Below are 21,204 nucleotides of genomic sequence, written 5' to 3' on the forward strand. Positions count from 1 at the left end.
ACGGCCCACTGACCCCGCGCCCGGCCCGCGCACACCCGACCAGACCAGAACCCCGCCCCGGAAAGCCGTCCACCTGGCACGACAGCCAGAACACCAACACGCCGGAAACCCAACAACACCCCGCATCAAGCAAGTTGACCGCTGACGACCCACGAGCACGCCACTACCTGCGGATTCGGGTCAGAGCAGGCACGAGCCGGGGTGGAGAAAATGTCAAGAGTTGTAGGTGAGGTGGCCAGCGAATGCGTCCGTCGGTGAGATGGATAGCCTGCTCTCATGGTTACGGGCGAGGGGGCCGAGCACATCGGTGCCGATCTTGAGAGTCAGGGCTGGGGTGCGACGCGTGCCTGGGTGGCGAAGGGACTGTCCGAGTCAGAGGGCATCGAAGAAGTCGTGCGGTTGCGTGGCGGCTGGACGTCGGAGATGCGCCGTCTGGGCATCTGCGGGCCGGGCGGTCGACGCTCACTGGTCCTGCGGTCCTTTGTCAAGCCCTTCTTCGTTCGGCACGCGGAGGGCCTGCTGACCCGCGAGGCAGCCGTTCTGCGCCTGCTCGGCGACACGGACGTGCCCGCAGCCACGCTTGTGGCGGTGGACGCAACGGCGCAGTACTGCGACCGTCCCTCCTTGCTGATGTCTCTGCTGCCCGGGACCGTGCGCCTGGGCGATGAAGGGGCCGATCGGCGTGCCGAACTGTTGGCCCGTCAATTGCTGTGTATCCACAGGCTGCCGGTCACCGCAGAGGCACGGCCTCGCACCTATCAGGCGTGGACCTCCCCCGAGCGGGTGAGCCCACCCGAGGACACCAAGCGGCCTGAGCTGTGGCAACGCGCCGTGGACGTGATCCGCCGCGAGCCCCCGGACTACCGTGCCTGCTTCCTGCACCGGGACTTCCATCCCGGCAATGTCCTGTTCACGGGCGACGGCGACGGTCTGCGCATCAGCGGCGTCGTCGACTGGGTGGAGACCTCCTGGGGGCCGGCCGACCTGGATGTGGCCCACTGCTCGACGGCCCTGGCCCTGCTGCACGGGATTCCCGCGGGCATGCACTTCGCCGACCGCTACCTTGCGGCGGGAGGGACGCTGGCCGAAGACCGCGCCGCTCATCTCTACTGGCGACTGCTGGACGCGTTGGCCTTCGCTCCGGACGCCGAGAAGGTCGCCGTCCCCTGGCGTGAGGTGGGCCGTGCCGATCTGACCCCCACCGTGCTGACCAGGCGGCTGGAGGGATACCTCCAGGCCCTTTTCGACCGCTACGCCTGAATCCGGATCGGCTGCCTGCACGCAGGAGACCTGCAGTCGGTGGGCTGTCATGCTGTGAGTTTTTCCGGGCGTTCGACGACGCGGCCGTGTTTGAAGCGGGCTCCGGCGCGAACCAGCGCGACGAGGTGGGGGCGTTCACGGCCCGCCAGCGGGCCTGGGCGGACTCGATCAGCTTGAAGACCATGGCCGGTCCGGCGCCCTTGGCCTGATCTACTCAGCGCCTGAGTCGATGTCTTGGGCAAGTTGTTGGGCGTACTCGGCAAGAATTCGACTCAGGTCAAGGTAATGGCCCATCGGATCAGGGCGAGTGAGCTGGAACCATGTTGTGTTCCGACGCCGAGCCCAGTGCTGTGCGACTGCGGGAGGTTGTGCGGCTTCGAGTGGCCGCGGAGCGAAGGGGTGTTCGCCCCGTGTGATGAGGGTCCAGATGTAGACGGATGCCATTTGACGTTTTCGATCGCCGAGGTCGATCCGGGTGGCACGGAGGTCCCGATGGAGGTCCCGGATCAGAGCATTCCAAACCTCAAGGCTGAGTACCCACTCGTGAAGTGCTTGTCGCCTGTGCCGGTAGTCAATCAGCGGTAGGCGTGGTGATTGTAGTTCTGAGGCGAGAGCGCGGAGAGCCCTTTCGAACTCAACAGGGTTGCAGCCACTTTTCAGTGACCACTGAGTGTCGCGGCCGCAGAGTAAGTATTTCTGGGTGGGGGTGATCCCGAGGAACTCCGCGGCGGCCTGGTTAGATCCACCCATGGCCCATTGGACGAGTCGGATGGCGGCGGTCCTCCGTACGGTCTTGGATGCTAAGCCCGCATGACTGGCCAGGTGGTGCTGGTACCAGTCCGGCTCTAGGAATGCCGGGATGTGCTCAGGCCGGTAGTTGGTTCGGAGGGGTGATCGTGTGCCCGCTCGGCGGTATACCCGAGTCGCGGGATCGGCTGCTTGGCGGAGTCGCTCAGAGCAGTCGCTCTCGTGCCGGCCGTAGACAACAGCCCACGGTGTTCGGCTTCGAGGCTGGTCGAAGGCGGCGCTTGTGAGATCTGACATGAGGTCAGGAAGATCGTTCCTTGAAAGTAGCCGATCCGCGGCCATCAGCAAGGCTCCGCAGGTGACGGGATCGCGCGGTGGCGTATCGCGGACCCATTGGCGGGAGGGCCTTCCACCCTCCCCGCCATGCAGGTTCTGCGAATAGGAGCCGATTTGCTCAGCGGTGTCAGCGTCGAAGAGGTGAGAGCCCTGCGGCCAGGTGGTACTGATCAGCGCGGCGGTCAGCCGGAGATCGGCGAAGTACTCGGATGCAACTTTGGCTGGAGTCGACGGCGCCAGGCGGGAAAGGAGGGACTGCTGGAAACGGAGAATATCGACAGTAGGTTGTGGCCGGCTCGTGCGCGCAAAGGCGGCACGGTGGTCGAGTCGGCCGGCGCAGGCGTAGGACTTCCGCTTCGGTGTCGGGGTGTCGATCGTCCACCGGCATTGCGCTGGATGCAGAGTGTGGTCGTTGACCCGCTGAATTAGATGCTTTGGTCTGTCGTGTGGCTGGCCGCAGTGTGGGCAGTTGGGTTCCAAGTAGGTCTGATGCTTGACGCAGGCGAAGACGACGGGCAGATGCCAGAGTTTGTGCCAGGGCCCACCGTGCAGTCGCTGGGCTGGGGTGCCGTCACCCGCCAGGCAGGAGGGGCAGAATCGTGGCGAGCTGAAGTAGAGCCATGCATCTATCATCTGTCCCCGGTTAGTTATGGACCGGGTGATAGGCGGATATCGATCTCGCCATTGCGTCAGCGTCAGTGCCGAGACTTCCCCAGCCGTCTGGTTCGTCAGATGGGCGAACGCTTGGGTCTGGGATGCGGAGAGGTCGAGCAGCATACTGCCGGAGACATGGTTCTTCTTAGGATGATTGACCAAGCCTGTTGCACGCATCAGGTGCAGAGGCGAGAGGTCGAGGCGGTGCCCGAGCCGAAGCAGGTAGCTGACCAGGGATTCTCCCGCCATGGGGTCAAGGCTCCGGGGCAGTGGATGCATCTCGGTTCTATTCCTCATGAGCCCGTGTGTGCAGCAGTTGGGCCGTGGTCGTCGAAGACGGTATTCCGGGGCCGCTTCGTCCGCGCGGTCTTCGTGATGGCGACAGATGTGTAGGCCGGGATTACGGGCTCGTCCGGCGGTTGCTCGGGCTCGTCGCGCCGGAGCACGATCTCGTCCAGCAGGTTCTCGTCGATCAGTTCCTTCCCAGACCCCATGGCCTCATTGGCGCCGTCCTCGAGGAGGCGTCCCAACAGGCCGACGACGCCACCGGTGCGACGCATCAAGTACTCCGGCATGGTGCCGCCGGTGAGCATCCCCGCCTTCGCGTTCAGCAACCGCATGTGCTGCTCGATCCCCTCCAGGTGATCGACGAATACCTGAATCTGCTTCGGGGTGATGTAGCGGAAGCGGTCGAGTTCGACGAGTTCGAAGCGGTGCTCGGTCTGGGTGATCTCCAGGCCGTGGATGCGGGTCGACTCAAGGGGAGGCATCTCCCACTGCCGGGTCTTCTTGTTCCACGTGGCCTCGCGCAGCAGCCCGATGCCGGGGATGTTGACGCCGGTCAGGATCAGGGTGACGTCCAGGCTCATGAAGGCCCGCATCAGGTCAAGGACGTCCTGGTCGTCGGCCCGGTGCATCCGCAAGCGGCTGATATCGTCCAGAATCATCGCTTTGACGCCATGGTCGTAGAGGGAATCGGCAACCTGCCGTACCAGTTCCGGCAGTGTGGCCGACGTGCGGGTCGGGGCACGGAAGAAGCCCAGGATCGACGCGCAAAGGCTCTTCGGGGTCGCTGTCACCGGGGTCGAAACATAGACTACGGGCGCGTGGAGATCACGCGTGCCCGGCAGAGAGCCTGGGTTGAGATGGCTGTGCAGGTCCAGCCACTGGTCTTCGAAGACGGCCGCGGCGGCGCAGACAGACGCGGTCTTGCCGTAGTTGCCCCAGCCGTTGACCATGACGCCGGGGCGCGTCGGGTCGTCCTTCTTCCTTGTGTTGCCGCTCAACCGGCGCCGGATCAGCCTGCCGACCTTGTCGTGCATGGGGGTCTCCTGCAGCGGCAGGTTCGCGTTCGTCAGTTCTCGGTAGAGGTCGTAGTCGTATCGGCGGCTCTCAGGGATCATCGACCACTGCCGCGACGAGATCGCCGGAGCGGGGACGAGCTGGCCGCAGTAGGTGCGGTAGTGCTGCCAGCCGACGTAGGTGTCGCGGGGCGGGTGGCTGCTCAGGATCAACTCGGCGATCCTGGCCCGTGAAGGCAGACCCTCCAGCAGAACGTCGTGAGAGAGAGCTCGGGTCACGCGTCTTCCTCCTGGACAGTCGTATCGGCTTCCGATCCGTCAGGGGGCGGAAGCCGGAACATGGGGCGTCGGTTCAGCGCCTCATGCAGCGTTGGCGGGGCGACGGGGCTGGTTCCGGCGAGTGCCTCTTCGCGTCGCCGACGACGGTCGGCGTCGACCGCGCGGTCGATCGTGTGAGCGTGCTCGGCCCAGGCCGCGGGCATCTCAGCTGGAACCTGCTCGTCTGCCGTGACCGACGTGGCAGCGACGGTCGGGCGGTCGGCCGCCGCGGCCTGTGCGCGGGTGATCTCGCGCGCCTGGGCGACCCGCTGCTTCTTCCCGGCCTTCTTCTTGGCCTGGCTGGGCCACTGGTCGACGGGGGTGACCGAGCCGAGGATCCCCAGCAGGTGTTCCAGGAGCTCGCTCTCGGAGTGGATCCTGATGTTGTTCGCCTTCACGTGCGCCAGGAGGGTGCCGGCGGTCTTGTCCGAGAAGGCGGGGATCTCACCTTCGGGCGGTATTCCTCGCCAGCGCAGGATGTGCCAGGTCTCATGGTCGGCGTCGTCCTGGAAGAACACTTGTCGGCGGTCTCTTCGGTCACTGCGGACCACCCACGTGCCCGCGTGCTTGCCGCCTCGGGCCGAGGGCTGCTGGAAGCGTGGCTCGTCGAGTACCGGGTGGTGATACCAAAGCCCGAGGATCTTCACTCCGCGTCGCGGATGGATCTTCACGTGGTGTTTGCGCAGGACCTTGTAGTAGAAGCTTGGTTCGGGGAAGTCCAGGTCGAAGCCGCCCTGTTCCATCGCCGCGGCAAACAGGGTGTTGGGGCTGTGGTCCTCACCCGGCGCCCAACTCGGGGCGTATTCACCCAATTTGCGGTTCTGCCAGATCTGGACAATCCAGGTCGCGATGATGTGCTCGACCTGGGCGAGTGTGAGGCTCGCATCGCGTTCCGGGTCGGCTCCCCGGTCCGCGACATCGCCGCCGGTGAAGCCCAGCAGGTGCTCGAAGAGCATGGTCTGGACGGTGAGGAACTGGCGCTCGACCGCGAATTTGTCGGTCTGTCGCAGGACGCGGGCAGGAAGGATCCGGCAGCCGATCTCTCGCTCGGCCTCCACCAGGTCGTGGTTCTTGTAGGGGCCGCCGTGGTCTGTGGTGACGGTCTCCGGCGCGAAGAACGGCAGAGCGGCCACCCGGTGCCCGGCGAACTCGGCGATCACATCGGCCGGAACCCCGGCGTAAGGCCACTCCATGTCCTCGCCCCAGCCGTCCCGCATCGGAAGTGGCAGCATCACGTCCCGCAGCAGCATCGCGACGTCGACCGAAGTGTCGGACTGCAGCGTGAGCCGGAAGGCCGGCAGCCCGTGCGTGTAGAGATCGAGCGCGAGGGTCAGGGTCGCGGTGACCGCGTCACCGAACACGGTCTCGCGCACCTTCACCGGCATCGGGGTCGAATCCAGCACCAGAACCTGACCCGGTCTGTGGATCACCATCCGGCCGGAGACCCCGGCCTCCGCGGCGGCCTCGGCAGTCCGCCCGTAACGCGGCCGCGCTCCGCCGGGCCCGAACCACTCCCCCCAGACGGCCGCGAGGGTCCAACGGGAAGGGATGTTCTTGGTCGGGAACGTAGGAAACCGCTCGCGGATGTACTGGTGCATCAACCGGTGCTTGGCGGCCCAGCTCAGGCGGGCGCGCTCGCGGCACTCGGCCTTGACGGCGAAAATCGCCTCACGGATCTCCTCGGTGATGCTGCGGTGCCCACTGCGACGCCGTGTCCAGCGCCCGTCCGCGCAGGCCAGCAGGAGACTCTCGCCCGCCAGTCCCGACAAACGCTCCAGCGTCCGGAAGCTGAGGTGCTGCAGACCACACCGGACCGCCTCCGGACGGGGCAACGCCTCCAGCTCCGCTGCTTTCGCGTACCGGCGCTGGGTCAGCGTCGTGCGGTCCGGGTCGTATGCAGGTCGGGGTTCACCCGGCAGGGCCCGAGCCGGGTGGCCCTCCCGGAACCCCGTCTCGGCTTCCAGAACGTGTGCAGCCCGCAGCCGGGCCCGCTCCAGATGGTCCTCGGTGAGGTCGGCCAGTGTCCGCGGCTGCCGGGAAACAGGCGAAGTCCGCCCCGGCGCTTCGGCCGACGGGAGGAGTCGCAGGTCGGCGTGATTGATGAGCCAGCGAAACGAGCGGGTCTCCGTGCGGCCGTCCTCATCCACGAGGACGAGTCGGCCGAACTGTCCGTGGACATCTTCGATCGTCCACTCGACACCGTTGAGCGCGACCCGCCTGCCCGGCGCGATCTGCAAGAACCCCCTCGCCGCCATCACACCCCCCAGACCAGCGAGCTGTCGCGCAAGGGACTGCCCAGATCAACGCCAAGCTTGCGCTGCCAGAGCAGCCGGACGATGTTCGCCCGGCCGACGGAAGGCACACTCGTCGCGTCTGCCAGCTCGGAGAACGTCATCACCCGCCCTTTCCGGCCGCCGACAACGGTGAGCAACTGGTCCCGCATGCCCAGCAGATCCCTCGCCGGCCGCCGACGCGAGGACAAGTGATCAAGGACGCTCCAGACATGCGGGCGCCAGCCGGCGACCACCGAGTACCGCCAGCCGCATGCCGCCGCCACCTCTCGGGCCGCCGCGAACTTCAGCGCGTCCACATCCTTGACCAGTTCCATCGGACGGACGTCCAGCAGCCACATCCCGCCGTCGATCAGGGCCAGGAAGTCCGGAATGTGCCAGGACTGTCCGTCCGCATGCTCGAAGTCCAGTCGGAAAGGCTGCGACAGCACCTCCGAGGCACTCAGGAAGTCCAGCGCGACCAGCAGCCGCATCTCCTCCAGCGACTCGAAGCCGTGCGTCCTGCCCGTTGATGCCATCACCTCAAGCCCAGGTCGATGCCGCTGCTTCGCTCGCCACGTGAACCCTCGCATCGGCAGGGACGACAGCACCGGCACGTGAGCCATGTCCTGGATCGGCCAGCAAACCTCGCCTGAACCCACCCGCCACGTCGAACTCCACCGACGCAACCAGCCTTCCCCAAGGCGCAGCCGATCCCGCAGCCCGGCATCCCCGTTGTACGCCGTGGCCAGATGGTCTAGGTGACTTGAATCCGACGGGATCCTCGCGCTCGCTGTCTCGCCCACGTACCCACAACAGCACCACTTGACCGGCGACGCGGACCAATCTTCGGAACTGATCGCAACACAGCGTTACGGGATCAAGATCCGCCAACTAACCTTCTCTGTCCGCCAACTAAAATTCTCGGTCGCAGCGGCCATGTGTGGCCACCCGGGCGGGCTTTGCATAAAGCTGCATAACTACGTATAGTCATGCCATCAATGAGGAGGATTTCCGATGGTGGTACGCGTGGCAGTGGCAGGGGCGAGCGGATACGCCGGAGGTGAACTGCTCCGTCTGCTCCTCACCCACCCGCAGGTCGAGATCGGGGCCCTCACCGGCCACTCCAACGCGGGCGAACGCCTCGGCGCCCTGCAGCCGCACCTGCGGCCGCTCGCGGACCGGGTGCTCGCGCCGACCACGGCCGAAGTCCTCGCCGGACACGACGTCGTCTTCCTGGCGCTGCCGCACGGACAGTCCGCCGCCGTCGCCGAGCAGCTCGGCGACGACGTGCTCGTCGTCGACATGGGCGCCGACTTCCGGCTGAAGGACGCGGCCGACTGGGAGAAGTTCTACGGTTCGCCCCACGCGGGCACCTGGCCCTACGGACTGCCCGAACTCCCCGGCGCCCGCACCGCGCTGGAGGGTGCCAGGCGGATCGCCGTGCCCGGCTGCTACCCCACCGCGGTGTCCCTGGCGCTCTTCCCGGCCTACGCGGCCGGCCTGGCCGAGCCGGAGGCCGTCGTGGTCGCCGCGTCCGGTACCTCCGGTGCGGGCAAGGCGGCCAAGCCGCACCTGCTCGGCTCCGAGGTCATGGGCAACATGACTCCGTACGGCGTCGGCGGGGTCCACCGGCACACACCCGAGATGATCCAGAACCTCGGGGCGGCGGCCGGCCAGCCCGTGTCCGTCTCCTTCACCCCGACCCTCGCACCCATGCCCCGCGGCATCCTCGCCACGTGCAGCGCGAAGGCGAAGCCCGGCGTGAGTGCCGAGTCGCTCCGCGCGGTCTACGAGAAGGCCTTCGCCGACGAGCCGTTCGTCGACCTGCTGCCCGAGGGCCGGTGGCCGTCCACCGCCGCTGTGTACGGTTCGAACGCCGTTCAGATCCAGGTCGCCCACGACGGGGCGGCCGGCCGGATCATCGTGATCAGCGCCATCGACAACCTGGCGAAGGGTACGGCCGGGGGCGCCCTGCAGAGCATGAACATCGCCCTCGGGATCCCCGAGGACACAGGCCTTTCCACGATCGGAGTCGCACCGTGAGCGTCACGGCAGCAAAGGGGTTCTCGGCGGCGGGTATCGCCGCGGGGATCAAGGAGAGCGGTCACCCCGACCTGGCCCTCGTGGTCAACAACGGGCCCCGCCGCGCCGCCGCGGGCGTCTTCACCTCCAACCGCGTCAAGGCCGCACCGGTCCTCTGGTCGGAACAGGTCGTCAAGGGTGGCGAGGTGACCGCCGTCGTGCTCAACTCCGGTGGTGCCAACGCCTGTACGGGCCCGCAGGGCTTCCAGGACACCCACGCCACGGCCGAGAAGGCCGCCGAGGTCCTCCCTGGCCACAGCGCCGGGGAGATCGCCGTCGCGTCGACCGGCCTGATCGGTCTGCTCCTTCCGATGGACAAGCTCCTGTCCGGTGTCGAGAAGGCCGCGGCCGCCCTCAGCGAGCACGGCGGCGAGCGGGCCGCCATCGCGATCAAGACCACGGACACGGTGCACAAGACCTCCGTCGCGGGCGGCGACGGCTGGACGGTCGGCGGCATGGCCAAGGGCGCGGGCATGCTGGCCCCCGGCCTCGCCACCATGCTGGTCGTCATCACCACCGACGCCGACGTCGAGGCCCCCGCGCTCGACACCGCACTGCGCTCAGCGACCCGTACCACCTTCGACCGGGTCGACTCCGACGGGTGCATGTCGACCAACGACACCGTGCTGCTGCTCGCTTCGGGGGCGAGCGGCATCACCCCCGCGCGGGCCGAGTTCGACGAGGCCGTGCGGAGTGTCTGCGCCGACCTGGCCCGGCAGCTGATCGGCGACGCCGAGGGGGCGTCCAAGGACATGCGCATCGAGGTGGTCAACGCGGCGACCGAGGACGACGCCGTCGAGGTCGGCCGGACCATCGCCCGTAACAACCTCCTCAAGTGCGCGATCCACGGCGAGGACCCCAACTGGGGCCGTGTCCTGTCCGCGATCGGCACCACGAAGGCCGCCTTCGAGCCGGACCGGCTGAACGTCGCCATCAACGACGTCTGGGTCTGCAAGAACGGCGGCGTGGGCGCGGACCGCGACCTCGTGGACATGCGTTACCGCGAGGTCAGGATCACCGCCGACCTCGCGGCGGGAGACGAGTCGGCCGTGATCTGGACCAACGATCTCACCGCCGAGTACGTCCACGAGAACAGCGCGTACAGCTCATGAGCGCCGCGAGGAAGCACACCGCGCTGCCCAAGGCGCAGATCCTCATCGAGGCGCTGCCCTGGCTCACCAGGCACAACGGCAGGACCGTCGTCATCAAGTTCGGCGGGAACGCCATGATCGACGAGGAGCTGAAAGCCGCCTTCGCCCAGGACGTCGTCTTCCTGCGGCAGGCCGGCCTCAAGCCGGTCGTCGTACACGGCGGCGGCCCGCAGATCAACGCCCAGCTCGACAAACAGGGCCTGGTCAGCGAGTTCAAGGCCGGGCTCCGCGTCACGACGCCCGAGGCCATGGACGTCGTGCGCATGGTGCTGGCCGGGCAGGTCCAGCGCGAACTCGTCGGCCTGCTCAACCAGCACGGCCCGCTCGCCGTCGGCATGACCGGCGAGGACGCGCACACGATCACCGCCACCCAGCACCGCCCGGTGATCGACGGTGAGGCCGTGGACATCGGACGGGTCGGCGAGATCACCGCCGTCGACACCGGGGCCGTCCAGGCGCTGCTGGACGACGGCCGGATCCCGGTCATCTCCTCCATCGCCCGCTCCGCCGACGACAACCACGTCTACAACGTCAACGCCGACACCGCGGCCGCGGCACTTGCCGCCGCGCTCGGCGCCGAGACGCTGATGGTCCTCACGGACGTCGAGGGCCTCTACGAGGACTGGCCCCACAGCGACGACGTGATCAGCCGCCTCACCGCCACCGAGCTGGAGAAGCTCCTTCCCACCCTCTCCAGCGGCATGGTCCCCAAGATGCAGGGCTGTCTCCACGCCGTACGCAACGGTGTCGGGACCGCTCGTGTCCTCGACGGCCGGGTCCACCACTCGATCCTGCTGGAGATCTTCACCGACGAGGGGGTCGGCACGATGGTCGTGCCCGACGAGGCCCCCGGTGCACAACCCGACCTTGAGGGGGAGTCATGAGCAACGAGGAGTTCGCACGGCGCTGGCAGGGCGCGCTGATGGACAACTACGGCACCCCGCAACTTCCCCTGGTGCGCGGCGAGGGGGCCCGGGTGTGGGACGCGGAAGGGGCCGAGTACCTCGACTTCGTCGGCGGGATCGCGGTCAACGCGCTCGGCCACGCCCATCCCGCGGTCGTCGAGGCCGTCTCCACGCAGATCGCCTCCCTCGGGCACGTCTCGAACCTGTACACAGCCCAGCCGCCCATCGAGCTCGCCGAGCGGCTGCTGCAGCTCTTCGGCCGTACGGGCAGGGTCTTCTTCTGCAACTCCGGCGCCGAGGCCAACGAGGCCGCCTTCAAGATCGGGCGGCTGACCGGGCGTACGCACATGGTCGCCACCGACGGGGGCTTCCACGGCCGGACCATGGGCAGCCTCGCCCTGACCGGTCAGCCGGTGAAGCGCGAGCCGTTCCTGCCGCTTCCCGGCGAGGTCACGCACGTGCCGTACGGCGATATCGAGGCGCTCCGCGCCGCGGTCACGGCCGATACCGCACTGCTGATCATCGAACCCGTGCAGGGTGAGAACGGCGTCGTCGTACCGCCCAAGGGCTACCTGGAGGCGGCCAGGGAGATCACCCGGGCCACCGGCACGCTGCTCGTCCTGGACGAGGTGCAGACCGGGATCGGCCGGTGCGGCCACTGGTTCGAGCACCAGGCGCACCAGGGCGTCGAACCCGACGTGGTCACCCTCGCCAAGGGACTCGGTGGCGGACTGCCGATCGGTGCCACCGTCGCCTTCGGCGCCGCGGCCGACCTCCTGAAGCCCGGTCAGCACGGCACGACGTTCGGCGGCAACCCCGTCGCGTGCGCCGCCGGCCTCGCCGTCCTGGACACCCTCGCGGCGGACGGGACCCTCGACCAGGTCAAGCGGCTCGGCGAGCGGATCCGGGACGGTGTCGAGGGCCTCGGCCACCCCTTGGTCTCCCACGTCCGGGGCTCCGGGCTGCTGCTGGGTATCGTGCTCACCGGGCCCCTCGCACCGAAGGTGCAGCAGGCGGCTCAGGGAGCCGGACTCCTGGTGAACACGCCCGCCCCCGACGTCGTGCGGCTCATGCCGCCGCTGATCATCGGTGACGCGGAGGTGGACGCGTTCCTGCGGATTCTGCCGGCAGCCCTCGACGCGGCTTACGGGGACGGACGAACCGGGGAGTGACGATCCGGAGAATGAGGCGACGACGATGACCGAGGCGCAGGACACGGACCACGGCGGGCAGTCGGTGCCGCAGACGCGCACCGCGCGCCACCGCAGGATCGTGGACATCCTGAACCGGCAGCCGGTGCGTTCACAGAGCCAGCTGGCGCGGCTGCTGTCGGACGACGGGCTGAGCGTCACCCAGGCGACGCTCTCGCGCGACCTGGACGAGCTCGGCGCGGTGAAGATCCGCAACACCGGCGGCGAGCTGATCTACGCGGTGCCGAGCGAGGGTGGTTTCCGCACCCCGCAGGCGCCGCTCGGCGGATCCGCGAAGGAGGAGCGGATGCGCAGACTCTCCGCGGAGCTGCTCATCTCCGCGGAGGCCTCCGCCAACCTCGTGGTGCTGCGTACGCCTCCAGGCGCCGCGCAGTTCCTCGCTTCGGCCATCGACCAGGCCGAACTCCGGGCGATCCTCGGCACGATCGCGGGGGACGACACCCTCATGCTGATCAGCCGTGACCCGAACGGTGGCCAGGCCCTGGCCGACCACCTGCTCAGGCTCGCCCAGAACGACCGCTGAAGGACCGCCGAGCGGCCGTCAGTACCGGGTGACCGCGGTCGGGCCGGACTCGGTCCCGACCGCGATGTGCGGCCGGCGGTCCGGATCGGCCCAGGCCAGGATCCGGTCCATGGCGGCCGCCGGCACGGAGACGCAGCCGGCGGTCGCGCCCTTCCCGTCGACGTGGAGGAAGATCCCGGCGCCCCTGCCGCGCACCGGCCGGTGGTAGTTGAAGCCGATGACGAGCGCGCGGGCGTACTGCGCGGAGTAGGCCACCAGGTGTTCGGCCTCCTCCGCCCGGCAGTCGGCGGGCAGCGGCCGGACCCAGCGGTTGTAGGCAGTGGAGTCGTTGTCCTGGCACCACCACGAGCTCTCGTCGGCCCGGCGGTACGGATAGCGGGTCCCGGGCCGGGGCGCTTCGGTCCCGAACGCGTACGGCAGGTCGTAGAGCCCGGTGGGTGTGGTGTTCGTGCCCTGGGCCCGCGTGACGCCTTCGGTCAGGCCGTTGGCCCCGAAGCGTGCGGGCGCCGAACCCGACTCCGTCCACCCACGAGGGCCCAGGTCCCACCAGGTGACCGTGCCCGTGGTGGAGCCCGTGCCGGGGGCCTCGGCGGTGATCAGCTGCGTGCCGTCACCGGTGTCCGCCATCCGCTCGGGCAGGGGGGCGGGCCCGGCCGGGCCTGCCGCGAGCGAACCGGCGAGAGCGAGCAGGACCGACCCGGTGACCAGGAATCCGCGCATGCTCCGGACCGTACGGGGCGCGGGTGGACACCCCCACCGCGCTTGCTCCGTACGGCCCAGCGCCTCACCCCTCGGCCCGGCGCCTCACCCCGAGGACGGGGCAGGCAGTACGGGCAACGGCAACGGGAGCCCGGGCAGTCCGTCGATGCTGGTGGCGATGTCCGCCTTGCCCTCGAAGTAGCGGCTCAGGCTCTCGTCGTCCTCCCGCGCGAAGCGGCCGGAGTGCAGGGAGCGGTCCTCGTCGTACGACATGAAGGGCACCGCGTAGCCGCACGTGTCCCTGATCAGGTCGGCCGTCACCACGATGACCGCGCGCAGCCCGTGCCGCGTGTGGTCCACGGTGGGGAAGTGGCCGAGCAGCGCGGGGAACCGGGGGTCGTCGCGGAATACCGGCTCGCCGCGGCCGTGCACACGGACGATGTTCGGGGGCCCCTGGAACGCGCACCACATCAGTGTGATGCGCCCGTTCTCGCGCAGATGGGCGATGGTCTCGGCGTTGCTCCCGGCGAAGTCGAGGTAGGCCACGGTCCGTTCGTCGACCACGGCGAAGGACCCGCTCATTCCCTTGGGGGAGAGGTTGACCGTGCCGTCCTCGCCCAGGGGCGCCGTCGCCGTGAAGAACATGTGCTGTTCCTCGATGAAGGTCCTGAGACGCCCGTCGATGCGTTCATGTGTCTTTCCCATGATCGGATTATCCAGCTCGGGGCGACTCCGCGCCGACGTATGTCAACTGGTGGAACCGGTCGGCGGCAGCGGCTCGTAGCGGGCGCGCTGTGCCTCGTGGGCGACCTCTGGATCCTCGTCGTCCTCCAGGGCCGCCAGTACGCGCTTGCGCAGCGCGAGGCTATGGGCGCAGAGCAGCCGCAGGCCCGAACGCCGCACGTGCCGGGGGCGCCCGGGAGCCACCAGCGAGGCCAGCCACTCCTCCGGGACGAGCAGTACGTACGGGACGAGCGCCTTGCGGGAGGTGCGCACCACCGGGGGGTGCGGATCCTCCATGGCCGACATGAGCTCGTCGGGGGAGACCGCGTCCAGCATGCGCAGCGAAGCGAGTGCGGCGGCGCGCACCCGTCCCTCCGGGTGCGCCGCCAGCGGTCTCAGGAGGGCCGGTGCGTCCGGGACCCCCGACTCGGCCAGACCGAACAGGGCTCCCGGGGGCAGGCCCGGGGCGGCCGCGTCGGCGCACAGTTCGCGGTAGTGCGCACCCGGCTCCTCACCCTCCAGGCGCAGGACGAGGCGCGCGGCCGAACGCACGACGGCGGACGGGTCGGCCAGATGGGCGCCCGCTTCCCGGCCCCGGCCCGCGCGGTGCAGAGCCGTGACGGCGGAGGAGCGTGTCACGGCGGAGGAGGCGCCGAGCAGCGGGTCCAGCAGCCGTTCGGGATCGCCGGCACTCACGCGTGTCAGCAGCGTGTCCGTGCACAGGCGCCGGACGGCCCGGTCGCGAGCGGTGAGTGCCAGTTCCGTCAGCGCGCCGGGAGTGAGGAGGCCGCGTTCGAGGGAGAGCCGCAGCCCGAGCAGCCGGACAGCGGGAAACGGACTCGCGCCGACGCGGGCCACGACGGCGGCCGGAAGGGGGCCCGCGGCGGCCAGCAGCCGCTGCGGTGCCCACGCCCCGTGCGGACGCAGGGTCATGCGCAGGGCGACGGGGACCAGTTCCGGGGCCAGGGCCGCGTCCCCCTCCAGCGCCGCGGTCAGCACGTGGCGGGCGCGCTCCCGCACTTCGAGGCGGCTGTCGGCGCAGCGGACGACGACCAGGGGCAGCAGGGCCGTCCGGCCGGGGGTGAACGCCAGCGCGGCCTCGCGCGCCTGCCACCGGTGGTGACACAGTACGAGGGCCGTCTCCGGCTCGGTGGGCGGAAACCGGGACCAGGTGACATCGCGCGCATCCTCGTCCCAGCGCGGCGCGGCGGCCCAGTCGGCACTGCCGCCCCCGTCCCGGCGCGCCTCCCGGAGGTCTTCGAACGGGCGGATCCCGCTGCGGCGTGCGGTCGCCGAACCCGTACACCTGTCGAGCTCGGCCCATGCCTCCGGATCGGCCGTGTCCACTGTCGTGGCCAGGGGCTTCCCCAGCAGAAGCCGGTCCTGCGGTGGGAGGAGAAGGGTGGGGGACAGAGGGATCAGGCGCCGCATGCGTGCAGCCTAGAACCCGGCCCGTGCACCACCGCACCACCCTCTTTGACAAAACATACGGACCGTTGCATAGTTATACCAACCAGTGATCGTGACGGCTCCGGCAGTCCTCGAAGCCCGCGGCGAGCGCGGCCTGGCCGATCCACCGCTTGACCGTCGGTCTCCCCCCGTACCCGGGCGGGCAGTCGGCCGCGGTTCCCACCTCGCACCCCCTTGCACTCCGAGGAGCACGCAGTGAGCAACGGCACCGGCAACAGCGACGTACGCCTGTGGGGCGGCCGTTTCGCCGACGGCCCGGCCGAGGCGCTGGCCAAGCTGTCCGCCTCCGTCCACTTCGACTGGCGGCTCGCGCCGTACGACATCGCCGGATCCCGTGCCCACGCGCGCGTGCTCACCAAGGCGGGCCTCCTCACCCAGGACGAGCTGACCCGCATGATCGCCGGACTCGACGCGCTCGAAGCCGCCGTCGCCGACGGATCGTTCACCGGCACCATCGCGGACGAGGACGTCCACACCGCACTGGAGCGCGGACTCCTGGAGCGCCTCGGCCCCGACCTCGGCGGCAAACTGCGGGCCGGCCGCTCCCGCAACGACCAGGTGGCCACGCTCTTCCGGATGTACCTCCGTGACCACGCACGGATCATCGGGGGCCTGATCGCCGAGCTCCAGGACGCGCTCGTGGGCCTGGCCGAGGCACACCCGGACGTGGCCATGCCCGGCCGCACCCACCTCCAGCACGCCCAGCCCGTGCTCTTCGCCCATCATGTGCTGGCCCATGTGCAGCCCCTGATCCGGGACGCCGAGCGGCTGCGGCAGTGGGACGAGCGGACCGCCGTGTCCCCCTACGGCTCCGGAGCGCTTGCCGGATCGTCCCTCGGGCTCGACCCGGAGGCCGTCGCCGCCGACCTCGGCTTCGAGCACGGCTCCGTCGCCAACTCCATCGACGGCACCGCGTCCCGGGACTTCGTCGCCGAGTTCGCGTTCATCACAGCGATGATCGGAATCAACCTCTCCCGGATCGCGGAGGAGGTCATCATCTGGAACACGAAGGAGTTCTCCTTCGTCACCCTCCACGACGCCTTCTCCACCGGCTCCTCGATCATGCCGCAGAAGAAGAACCCGGACATCGCCGAACTGGCCCGGGGCAAGTCCGGCCGGCTCATCGGCAACCTGACCGGTCTCATGGCCACACTGAAGGCCCTCCCGCTCGCGTACAACCGCGACCTCCAGGAGGACAAGGAGCCGGTCTTCGACTCCTGCGACCAGCTGGAGGTCCTGCTTCCCGCCTTCACCGGCATGATGGCCACGCTCACGGTCAACCGGGAGCGCATGGAGGAGCTGGCCCCGGCCGGTTTCTCGCTCGCCACGGACATCGCCGAGTGGCTCGTGAAGCAGGGCGTTCCCTTCCGCGTGGCGCACGAGGTCGCCGGCGAGTGCGTCAAGGAGTGCGAGCACCACGGCATCGAGCTCGACGAGCTGACGGACGAGCAGTTCGCGAAGATCTCCGAGCACCTCACGCCCGAGGTGCGCACGGTCCTCGACGTGCCCGGTGCGCTGGCCTCCCGCGACGGCCGCGGCGGGACGGCCCCCTCGGCCGTCGCCGTCCAGCTGGCCGAGGTGAAGGCCGACCTGGTGACGCAGCACGCCTGGGCGACCGCGCGCGGATGATTGGCGGGTATCGCGGGCTACGTTGACGGGAAGGCGTTCGGAACCGACCCAGAGGAGCCCGCGATGCCCTTCACCCGCCTGAACCGAGCGACCACCCCGACCTCCCACATCGGGCTCGGCCTGGCCGCAGTCGGCAGGCCCGGTTACATCAACCTCCGTCGGGACCGTGACCTCCCCGCGGACCGGTCCGTGGAGGCGCTGCGCGCCCGCACGCACGAACTCCTGGACGCGGCCTACGCCCAGGGCGTCCGCTACATCGACGCGGCCCGCTCCTACGGCCGTGCCGAGGAGTTCCTCGCCGACTGGCTCGCCGCACGCCCTGAGGCGGCTGACGTGGTCGTCGGCAGCAAGTGGGGTTACACCTACACCGCCGACTGGCGTGTGGAGGCAGAGCAGCCCGAGGTGAAGGATCACGGCCTCGCCGCCTTCGAGCGCCAGTACGCAGAGAGCAGCGGCCTCCTCGGCGACCGGCTCGACCTCTACCAGATCCACTCCTTGACGGCCGACAGCCCGGCGCTGGGCGACAAGGACCTGCACGCACGTCTGGCCGAGCTGGCCGCGGGCGGCACCACGGTCGGCTTCTCCACGAGCGGACCCGCCCAGGCCGACGCCATCAGGGCCGCGCTCGCCGTGACCGTGGACGGCGAACCCCTCTTCCACACGGTCCAGGCGACCTACAACGCCCTGGAGACGTCCGCAGGGCCCGCGCTGTCCGACGCCCACGACGCCGGGCTCACGGTCATCGTCAAGGAGGCCATGGCCAACGGACGGCTCGCCGCCACCGAAGCGCCCGCCGTCGCCCAGGAGATCGGCGCCGACGCGGGACTGGGCGCGGACGCCGTCGCCCTGGCGCTCGTGCTCCACCAGCCCTGGGCGGGTGTCGTACTGTCCGGCGCGGCGACCGTCACCCAGCTCGCGGCCAATCTGCACGCGCCGCTGCTCGACCTCGACCCGGAGCGGCTCGACCGGCTGTCCGCCCTGGTGGAGGAGCCGGAAGCCTACTGGCGCCACCGGGCCTCACTGCCCTGGAGCTGAGCGGTCCCTGCGGCAGCCCGCGCGCGACCGGCCGGACCCCCGGTGCGCAACCGCGTGCACTCACGCCGCCCAGTCGGCGAGCACCTCGAAGTCCACGCGCGACAGGCCGACCCACGGGTCGATCCGCCGCAGCAGGGCCCGCCCCCGGTGATGCGCCGCGACCCAGGCCGTGTCGAGGTCGGAGATCTCGTCGTCCACCCAGGCGAACGGCCTCCCGTCGGCGTAGTCGACGACGTGACGCGTCTTCCAGTACGTGCCGTCCGTCGGCGTGCCGTGCATCGAGGGCCAGTCGATGTACGGCAGCGGGGGCAGCCCGAGGTGCGGACCGACCCACTCGTTCGCCTCGTCCTTCCAGGTGGTCGCCCAGACGAGTTCGTACCGGGCGGCGAGGGCCAGGAGTTCGCCGCCGTGGTCCGGGCTGAGCAGGACCGGCAGCGGCATGCCCTCCTTCCACCCGGTCGGCCGCATTCGGTGGAGTGTGTAACCGGCCGGGGCGGCGCGGCGGGCGAGCGCCGCGTACGGATTGAGCGGACCGTCGATGTCGATCAGCAGCAGCGGCTTCATGGCGCCATGGTGTCCCCTCGCCCACCGGGCGGCCTCGGGTCGCCCGGTGGGCGTCACCTCCGCATCGGTCGTCCCTCCGGCGGCACGGCCCCGCCCGATGGGACGCTGATGTCTCATATGGGTTAACGTTGTCTCATGACCCTCGACCGTGAGCAGGTGCTGCGCAGCGCCGCCGCCCTGCTGAGCCGCAGAGCCACCGCGACCATGGACGAGGTCGCCCGCGCCGCGGGCATCGGCCGTGCCACCCTGCACCGGCACTTCGCGGGCCGGGACGCCCTGGTCGGCGCACTGGAAGACCTCGGAATCCGGGAGTTCGAGGCCGCACTGGACGCCGCCGCCCTCGACGAGGGCACCGCCGAGGACGGACTCCGCCGGCTCATCGCGCACGTCGAGCCCAGCGCGGGCCTGCTGTCCTTCCTTGTGACGGAGAACCAGCTCTTCGAGGGCGACGACGTCCACGAAGGATGGAGCCGCCTCGACGCCCGGGTCTCCGCCTTCTTCCTGCGCGGCCAGGAACGCGGCGAGTTCCGGATCGACCTCACACCGGCCTGGCTCACCGAGGCCCTCTACGGCCTGATCGGCAGCTGCGCGTGGGCCGTACAGACGGGCAGGGTCGCCGCACAGGACTTCCCTTACATGATTGCCGAGTTGCTCCTCGGCGGAGCACGCCGGAGCGTGGAGAAATGAGCGGCACCGACCAGCCGGCGGACACCACCGGCAACGTGCGTGATCCGGGGCGGTGGATCGCCCTCGCCGTGCTCGTCCTGGCCGTGCTGCTCGTCGCCGTCGACGCCACCGTCCTCGGCCTGGCGACGCCCTTCCTCAGCGAGGACCTCGAACCGACCGGCACCCAGTTGCTCTGGATCGGTGACGTCTACTCCTTCGTGATCGCCGGGCTCCTCGTCTCCATGGGCAGCCTCGGTGACCGCATCGGGCGCAAGAAGCTGCTGCTGAGCGGAGCCACGGCGTTCGGCGCGGTGTCCGTGCTCAACGCCTACGCATCCAGCCCCGAGATGATGATCCTGGCCCGGGCGCTGCTCGGCGTCGCGGGCGCCACCCTGATGCCGTCCACCCTCGCGCTGATCCGGAACCTCTTCCACGACCCGCGCGAACGCAGCCTCGCCGTCGGCATCTGGGGGGCGATGGCCTCCGCGGGAGCGGCCGTGGGGCCGGTCGTGGGCGGTCTCCTGCTGGAGCACTTCTGGTGGGGATCGGTCTTCCTGATCAACCTGCCGGTGATGGCGGTCCTGGTCGCCGTCGGCATCAAGATGATCCCCGAGTCCAAGAACCCGGCACCGGGTCCGTGGGACCTCCCCAGCGTGGGGCTGTCCATGATCGGCCTGATCGGCGTCGTATACGCCATCAAGGAGGCGGCCGCCCACGGGGTGAGCGGGAAGACTGTCCTGGTGGTGGTCGTCGGCGCGGGGGCACTCGTCTGGTTCGTACGCCGTCAGCTCAAGCTGCCCGCCCCGCTGCTGGACATGCGGCTCTTCCACCACAGGGGGTTCTCCGGTGCGGTCCTCGCCGACCTGCTGACCATCCTCGGCCTGTCCGGGATCGTCTTCTTCCTCTCCCAGTTCCTGCAACTGGTCCAGGGGCGGGGCCCGCTCGAGGCCGGGCTCGCCGAACTTCCCGCGGCGGTCGGCGCGGTGACCGCCGGGCTGATGGCGGGGACGGTCGCGCGCCGCTTCTCGGTGCGCAACGTGGTGGCCGGGGGGCTGGGGGCCATCGGAGTGTCGCTGGCCGTGGTCACCGTGATCCACAAGGAGACGGGCTACCCGCTGATCGGGGCCCTGCTCCTGGTGGTCGGCGTCGGCGCCGGCTTCGCCTTCACCGTCACCTCCGACGTGATCCTCTCCAGCGTCCCGAAGGAGCAGGCGGGGTCGGCGTCAGCTGTCTCCGAGACGGCGTACGAACTCGGCGCCGCTCTCGGCATCGCGGTGCTCGGCTCCATCGTCACCGGCGTCTACAAGGGCTTCGGCACACCCGAGGGCATCCCGCCCCGAGTGGCCGCCGCCGCTCACGAGTCGCTCGGGGGAGCCGTGGAGATGGCCCACAGCCTCCCCGCGAACCAGGCGAGCGAGCTCGTCACCGCGGCTCAGGAGGCCTTCGTCAACGGACTCCGGGTGTCGGCCGCGGTCGGCGCCGTCGTGCTGCTCGCCACCGCTGTGGCCGCCTGGTTCATGTTGCGCAACGAGGAGCTGCAAGAAGGGATCGTCGCCGACGAGTGAGGGGTGCGGGGGGGGGCCGGCCGCCCCCCCGCACCGGGGCCCGGGCGCCCCGGACCCACAGGGGGCGGCCGACAGACGGCCGTACCCCCCCC

18 protein-coding genes and 1 pseudogene are annotated in these 21,204 nt (G+C 69.7%); 10 read left to right on the forward strand and 9 right to left on the reverse strand.

The annotated features are described in order from the left end of the window. Window positions 1-276 precede the first annotated feature (276 nt). The gene (locus ACFU5K_RS12040) at window positions 277-1,260 is read left to right on the forward strand and encodes a phosphotransferase family protein (protein WP_384059558.1); all 984 of its coding nucleotides are present in this window, start codon (window positions 277-279) and stop codon (window positions 1,258-1,260) included. A gap of 47 nt (window positions 1,261-1,307) precedes the next feature. On the opposite strand, the pseudogene ACFU5K_RS12045 reads toward ACFU5K_RS12040, so the two are convergent. The 5 genes and pseudogenes from ACFU5K_RS12045 to ACFU5K_RS12065 form a co-directional block, all read right to left on the reverse strand. Next, window positions 1,308-1,465, reverse strand: a pseudogene (locus ACFU5K_RS12045) (IS256 family transposase); the annotation flags it as partial. A 5-nt stretch (window positions 1,466-1,470) separates the two neighbouring features. Further along, window positions 1,471-3,294 (reverse strand): TniQ family protein, encoded by a 1,824-nt coding sequence (locus ACFU5K_RS12050; protein WP_384059561.1) that lies wholly within the window; start codon window positions 3,292-3,294, stop codon window positions 1,471-1,473. Next, window positions 3,291-4,577 carry a TniB family NTP-binding protein gene (locus ACFU5K_RS12055; protein ID WP_384059564.1) on the reverse strand — a complete coding sequence of 429 codons (1,287 nt, stop codon included), beginning with the start codon at window positions 4,575-4,577 and terminating at the stop codon, window positions 3,291-3,293. The genes ACFU5K_RS12050 and ACFU5K_RS12055 overlap by 4 nt, the downstream gene beginning before the upstream one ends. Further along, window positions 4,574-6,871 carry a transposase gene (locus ACFU5K_RS12060; protein WP_384059566.1) on the reverse strand — a complete coding sequence of 766 codons (2,298 nt, stop codon included), beginning with the start codon at window positions 6,869-6,871 and terminating at the stop codon, window positions 4,574-4,576. Before ACFU5K_RS12060 ends, ACFU5K_RS12055 begins: the two co-directional genes overlap by 4 nt. Continuing rightward, window positions 6,871-7,512, reverse strand: a complete 642-nt coding sequence (locus ACFU5K_RS12065) for a TnsA-like heteromeric transposase endonuclease subunit (RefSeq protein WP_384059569.1) — start codon at window positions 7,510-7,512, stop codon at window positions 6,871-6,873. Before ACFU5K_RS12065 ends, ACFU5K_RS12060 begins: the two co-directional genes overlap by 1 nt. A gap of 391 nt (window positions 7,513-7,903) precedes the next feature. Between ACFU5K_RS12065 and argC the strand changes: the two genes are divergently transcribed. Genes argC through ACFU5K_RS12090 form a run of 5 tightly spaced genes read left to right on the forward strand, consistent with a single transcriptional unit; the run spans window position 7,904 to window position 12,761 of the window. After that, window positions 7,904-8,932 (forward strand): N-acetyl-gamma-glutamyl-phosphate reductase, encoded by a 1,029-nt coding sequence (argC, locus tag ACFU5K_RS12070; RefSeq protein WP_384059571.1) that lies wholly within the window; start codon window positions 7,904-7,906, stop codon window positions 8,930-8,932. Further along, complete coding sequence (gene argJ / locus ACFU5K_RS12075) at window positions 8,929-10,083, forward strand: bifunctional glutamate N-acetyltransferase/amino-acid acetyltransferase ArgJ (RefSeq protein WP_384059574.1); 1,155 nt, start codon at window positions 8,929-8,931, stop codon at window positions 10,081-10,083. Before argC ends, argJ begins: the two co-directional genes overlap by 4 nt. Then, window positions 10,080-11,006 carry an acetylglutamate kinase gene (gene argB / locus ACFU5K_RS12080; RefSeq protein ID WP_384059576.1) on the forward strand — a complete coding sequence of 309 codons (927 nt, stop codon included), beginning with the start codon at window positions 10,080-10,082 and terminating at the stop codon, window positions 11,004-11,006. Before argJ ends, argB begins: the two co-directional genes overlap by 4 nt. Next, a complete protein-coding gene (locus tag ACFU5K_RS12085) occupies window positions 11,003-12,199 on the forward strand; it encodes an acetylornithine transaminase (protein WP_384059578.1) in 1,197 nt (398 codons plus the stop codon). The genes argB and ACFU5K_RS12085 overlap by 4 nt, the downstream gene beginning before the upstream one ends. Window positions 12,200-12,224: 25 nt before the next feature. Further along, a complete protein-coding gene (locus ACFU5K_RS12090) occupies window positions 12,225-12,761 on the forward strand; it encodes an arginine repressor (RefSeq protein WP_384059580.1) in 537 nt (178 codons plus the stop codon). An 18-nt stretch (window positions 12,762-12,779) separates the two neighbouring features. On the opposite strand, the gene ACFU5K_RS12095 is transcribed toward ACFU5K_RS12090, so the two are convergent. The 3 genes from ACFU5K_RS12095 to ACFU5K_RS12105 all read right to left on the reverse strand — a co-directional run bounded on the left by ACFU5K_RS12095 (window position 12,780) and on the right by ACFU5K_RS12105 (window position 15,614). Further along, on the reverse strand, window positions 12,780-13,481 hold the full coding sequence (locus ACFU5K_RS12095) for a L,D-transpeptidase (protein WP_384059583.1): 702 nt from the start codon (window positions 13,479-13,481) through the stop codon (window positions 12,780-12,782). Between the two features lie 84 nt (window positions 13,482-13,565). Continuing rightward, on the reverse strand, window positions 13,566-14,165 hold the full coding sequence (locus ACFU5K_RS12100) for a pyridoxamine 5'-phosphate oxidase family protein (protein ID WP_384059585.1): 600 nt from the start codon (window positions 14,163-14,165) through the stop codon (window positions 13,566-13,568). Window positions 14,166-14,207: 42 nt separating this feature from the next. Next, window positions 14,208-15,614 (reverse strand): hypothetical protein, encoded by a 1,407-nt coding sequence (locus tag ACFU5K_RS12105; RefSeq protein ID WP_384059587.1) that lies wholly within the window; start codon window positions 15,612-15,614, stop codon window positions 14,208-14,210. A 234-nt stretch (window positions 15,615-15,848) separates the two neighbouring features. On the opposite strand from ACFU5K_RS12105, the gene argH reads away from it, so the two are divergent. Further along, window positions 15,849-17,282 (forward strand): argininosuccinate lyase, encoded by a 1,434-nt coding sequence (gene argH, locus ACFU5K_RS12110; RefSeq protein WP_384059589.1) that lies wholly within the window; start codon window positions 15,849-15,851, stop codon window positions 17,280-17,282. A gap of 63 nt (window positions 17,283-17,345) precedes the next feature. Beyond that, on the forward strand, window positions 17,346-18,317 hold the full coding sequence (locus tag ACFU5K_RS12115; protein WP_384059591.1) for an aldo/keto reductase: 972 nt from the start codon (window positions 17,346-17,348) through the stop codon (window positions 18,315-18,317). 60 nt (window positions 18,318-18,377) lie between these two features. Here ACFU5K_RS12115 and ACFU5K_RS12120 read toward each other — a convergent pair whose 3' ends face one another. Further along, window positions 18,378-18,881: a hypothetical protein gene (locus tag ACFU5K_RS12120; RefSeq protein WP_384059593.1), complete on the reverse strand. Its 504-nt coding sequence runs from the start codon at window positions 18,879-18,881 to the stop codon at window positions 18,378-18,380. Between the two features lie 135 nt (window positions 18,882-19,016). On the opposite strand from ACFU5K_RS12120, the gene ACFU5K_RS12125 reads away from it, so the two are divergent. Beyond that, window positions 19,017-19,568, forward strand: coding sequence for a TetR/AcrR family transcriptional regulator (locus ACFU5K_RS12125; RefSeq protein WP_384059596.1), 552 nt, complete (start codon window positions 19,017-19,019; stop codon window positions 19,566-19,568). Then, the gene (locus ACFU5K_RS12130; protein WP_384059599.1) at window positions 19,565-21,112 is read left to right on the forward strand and encodes an MFS transporter; all 1,548 of its coding nucleotides are present in this window, start codon (window positions 19,565-19,567) and stop codon (window positions 21,110-21,112) included. Before ACFU5K_RS12125 ends, ACFU5K_RS12130 begins: the two co-directional genes overlap by 4 nt. Window positions 21,113-21,204: the final 92 nt, after the last annotated feature.

The organism is Streptomyces sp. NPDC057428, from assembly GCF_042803195.1.
In the GTDB taxonomy this organism is placed as follows: Bacteria; Actinomycetota; Actinomycetes; order Streptomycetales; family Streptomycetaceae; genus Streptomyces.

What these genes read in the sequence shown, in the direction of transcription:
- ACFU5K_RS12040 (WP_384059558.1), top strand. Translation starts at nt 277, where the DNA reads ATGGTTACGGGCGAGGGGGCCGAGCACATCGGTGCCGATCTTGAGAGT.
- ACFU5K_RS12050 (WP_384059561.1), bottom strand. Translation starts at nt 3,294, where the DNA reads ATGAGGAATAGAACCGAGATGCATCCACTGCCCCGGAGCCTTGACCCC.
- ACFU5K_RS12060 (WP_384059566.1), bottom strand. Translation starts at nt 6,871, where the DNA reads ATGGCGGCGAGGGGGTTCTTGCAGATCGCGCCGGGCAGGCGGGTCGCG.
- ACFU5K_RS12065 (WP_384059569.1), bottom strand. Translation starts at nt 7,512, where the DNA reads ATGGCTCACGTGCCGGTGCTGTCGTCCCTGCCGATGCGAGGGTTCACG.
- argC (WP_384059571.1), top strand. Translation starts at nt 7,904, where the DNA reads ATGGTGGTACGCGTGGCAGTGGCAGGGGCGAGCGGATACGCCGGAGGT.
- argB (WP_384059576.1), top strand. Translation starts at nt 10,080, where the DNA reads ATGAGCGCCGCGAGGAAGCACACCGCGCTGCCCAAGGCGCAGATCCTC.
- ACFU5K_RS12085 (WP_384059578.1), top strand. Translation starts at nt 11,003, where the DNA reads ATGAGCAACGAGGAGTTCGCACGGCGCTGGCAGGGCGCGCTGATGGAC.
- ACFU5K_RS12090 (WP_384059580.1), top strand. Translation starts at nt 12,225, where the DNA reads ATGACCGAGGCGCAGGACACGGACCACGGCGGGCAGTCGGTGCCGCAG.
- ACFU5K_RS12095 (WP_384059583.1), bottom strand. Translation starts at nt 13,481, where the DNA reads ATGCGCGGATTCCTGGTCACCGGGTCGGTCCTGCTCGCTCTCGCCGGT.
- ACFU5K_RS12100 (WP_384059585.1), bottom strand. Translation starts at nt 14,165, where the DNA reads ATGGGAAAGACACATGAACGCATCGACGGGCGTCTCAGGACCTTCATC.
- ACFU5K_RS12105 (WP_384059587.1), bottom strand. Translation starts at nt 15,614, where the DNA reads ATGCGGCGCCTGATCCCTCTGTCCCCCACCCTTCTCCTCCCACCGCAG.
- ACFU5K_RS12115 (WP_384059591.1), top strand. Translation starts at nt 17,346, where the DNA reads ATGCCCTTCACCCGCCTGAACCGAGCGACCACCCCGACCTCCCACATC.
- ACFU5K_RS12120 (WP_384059593.1), bottom strand. Translation starts at nt 18,881, where the DNA reads ATGAAGCCGCTGCTGCTGATCGACATCGACGGTCCGCTCAATCCGTAC.
- ACFU5K_RS12125 (WP_384059596.1), top strand. Translation starts at nt 19,017, where the DNA reads ATGACCCTCGACCGTGAGCAGGTGCTGCGCAGCGCCGCCGCCCTGCTG.
- ACFU5K_RS12130 (WP_384059599.1), top strand. Translation starts at nt 19,565, where the DNA reads ATGAGCGGCACCGACCAGCCGGCGGACACCACCGGCAACGTGCGTGAT.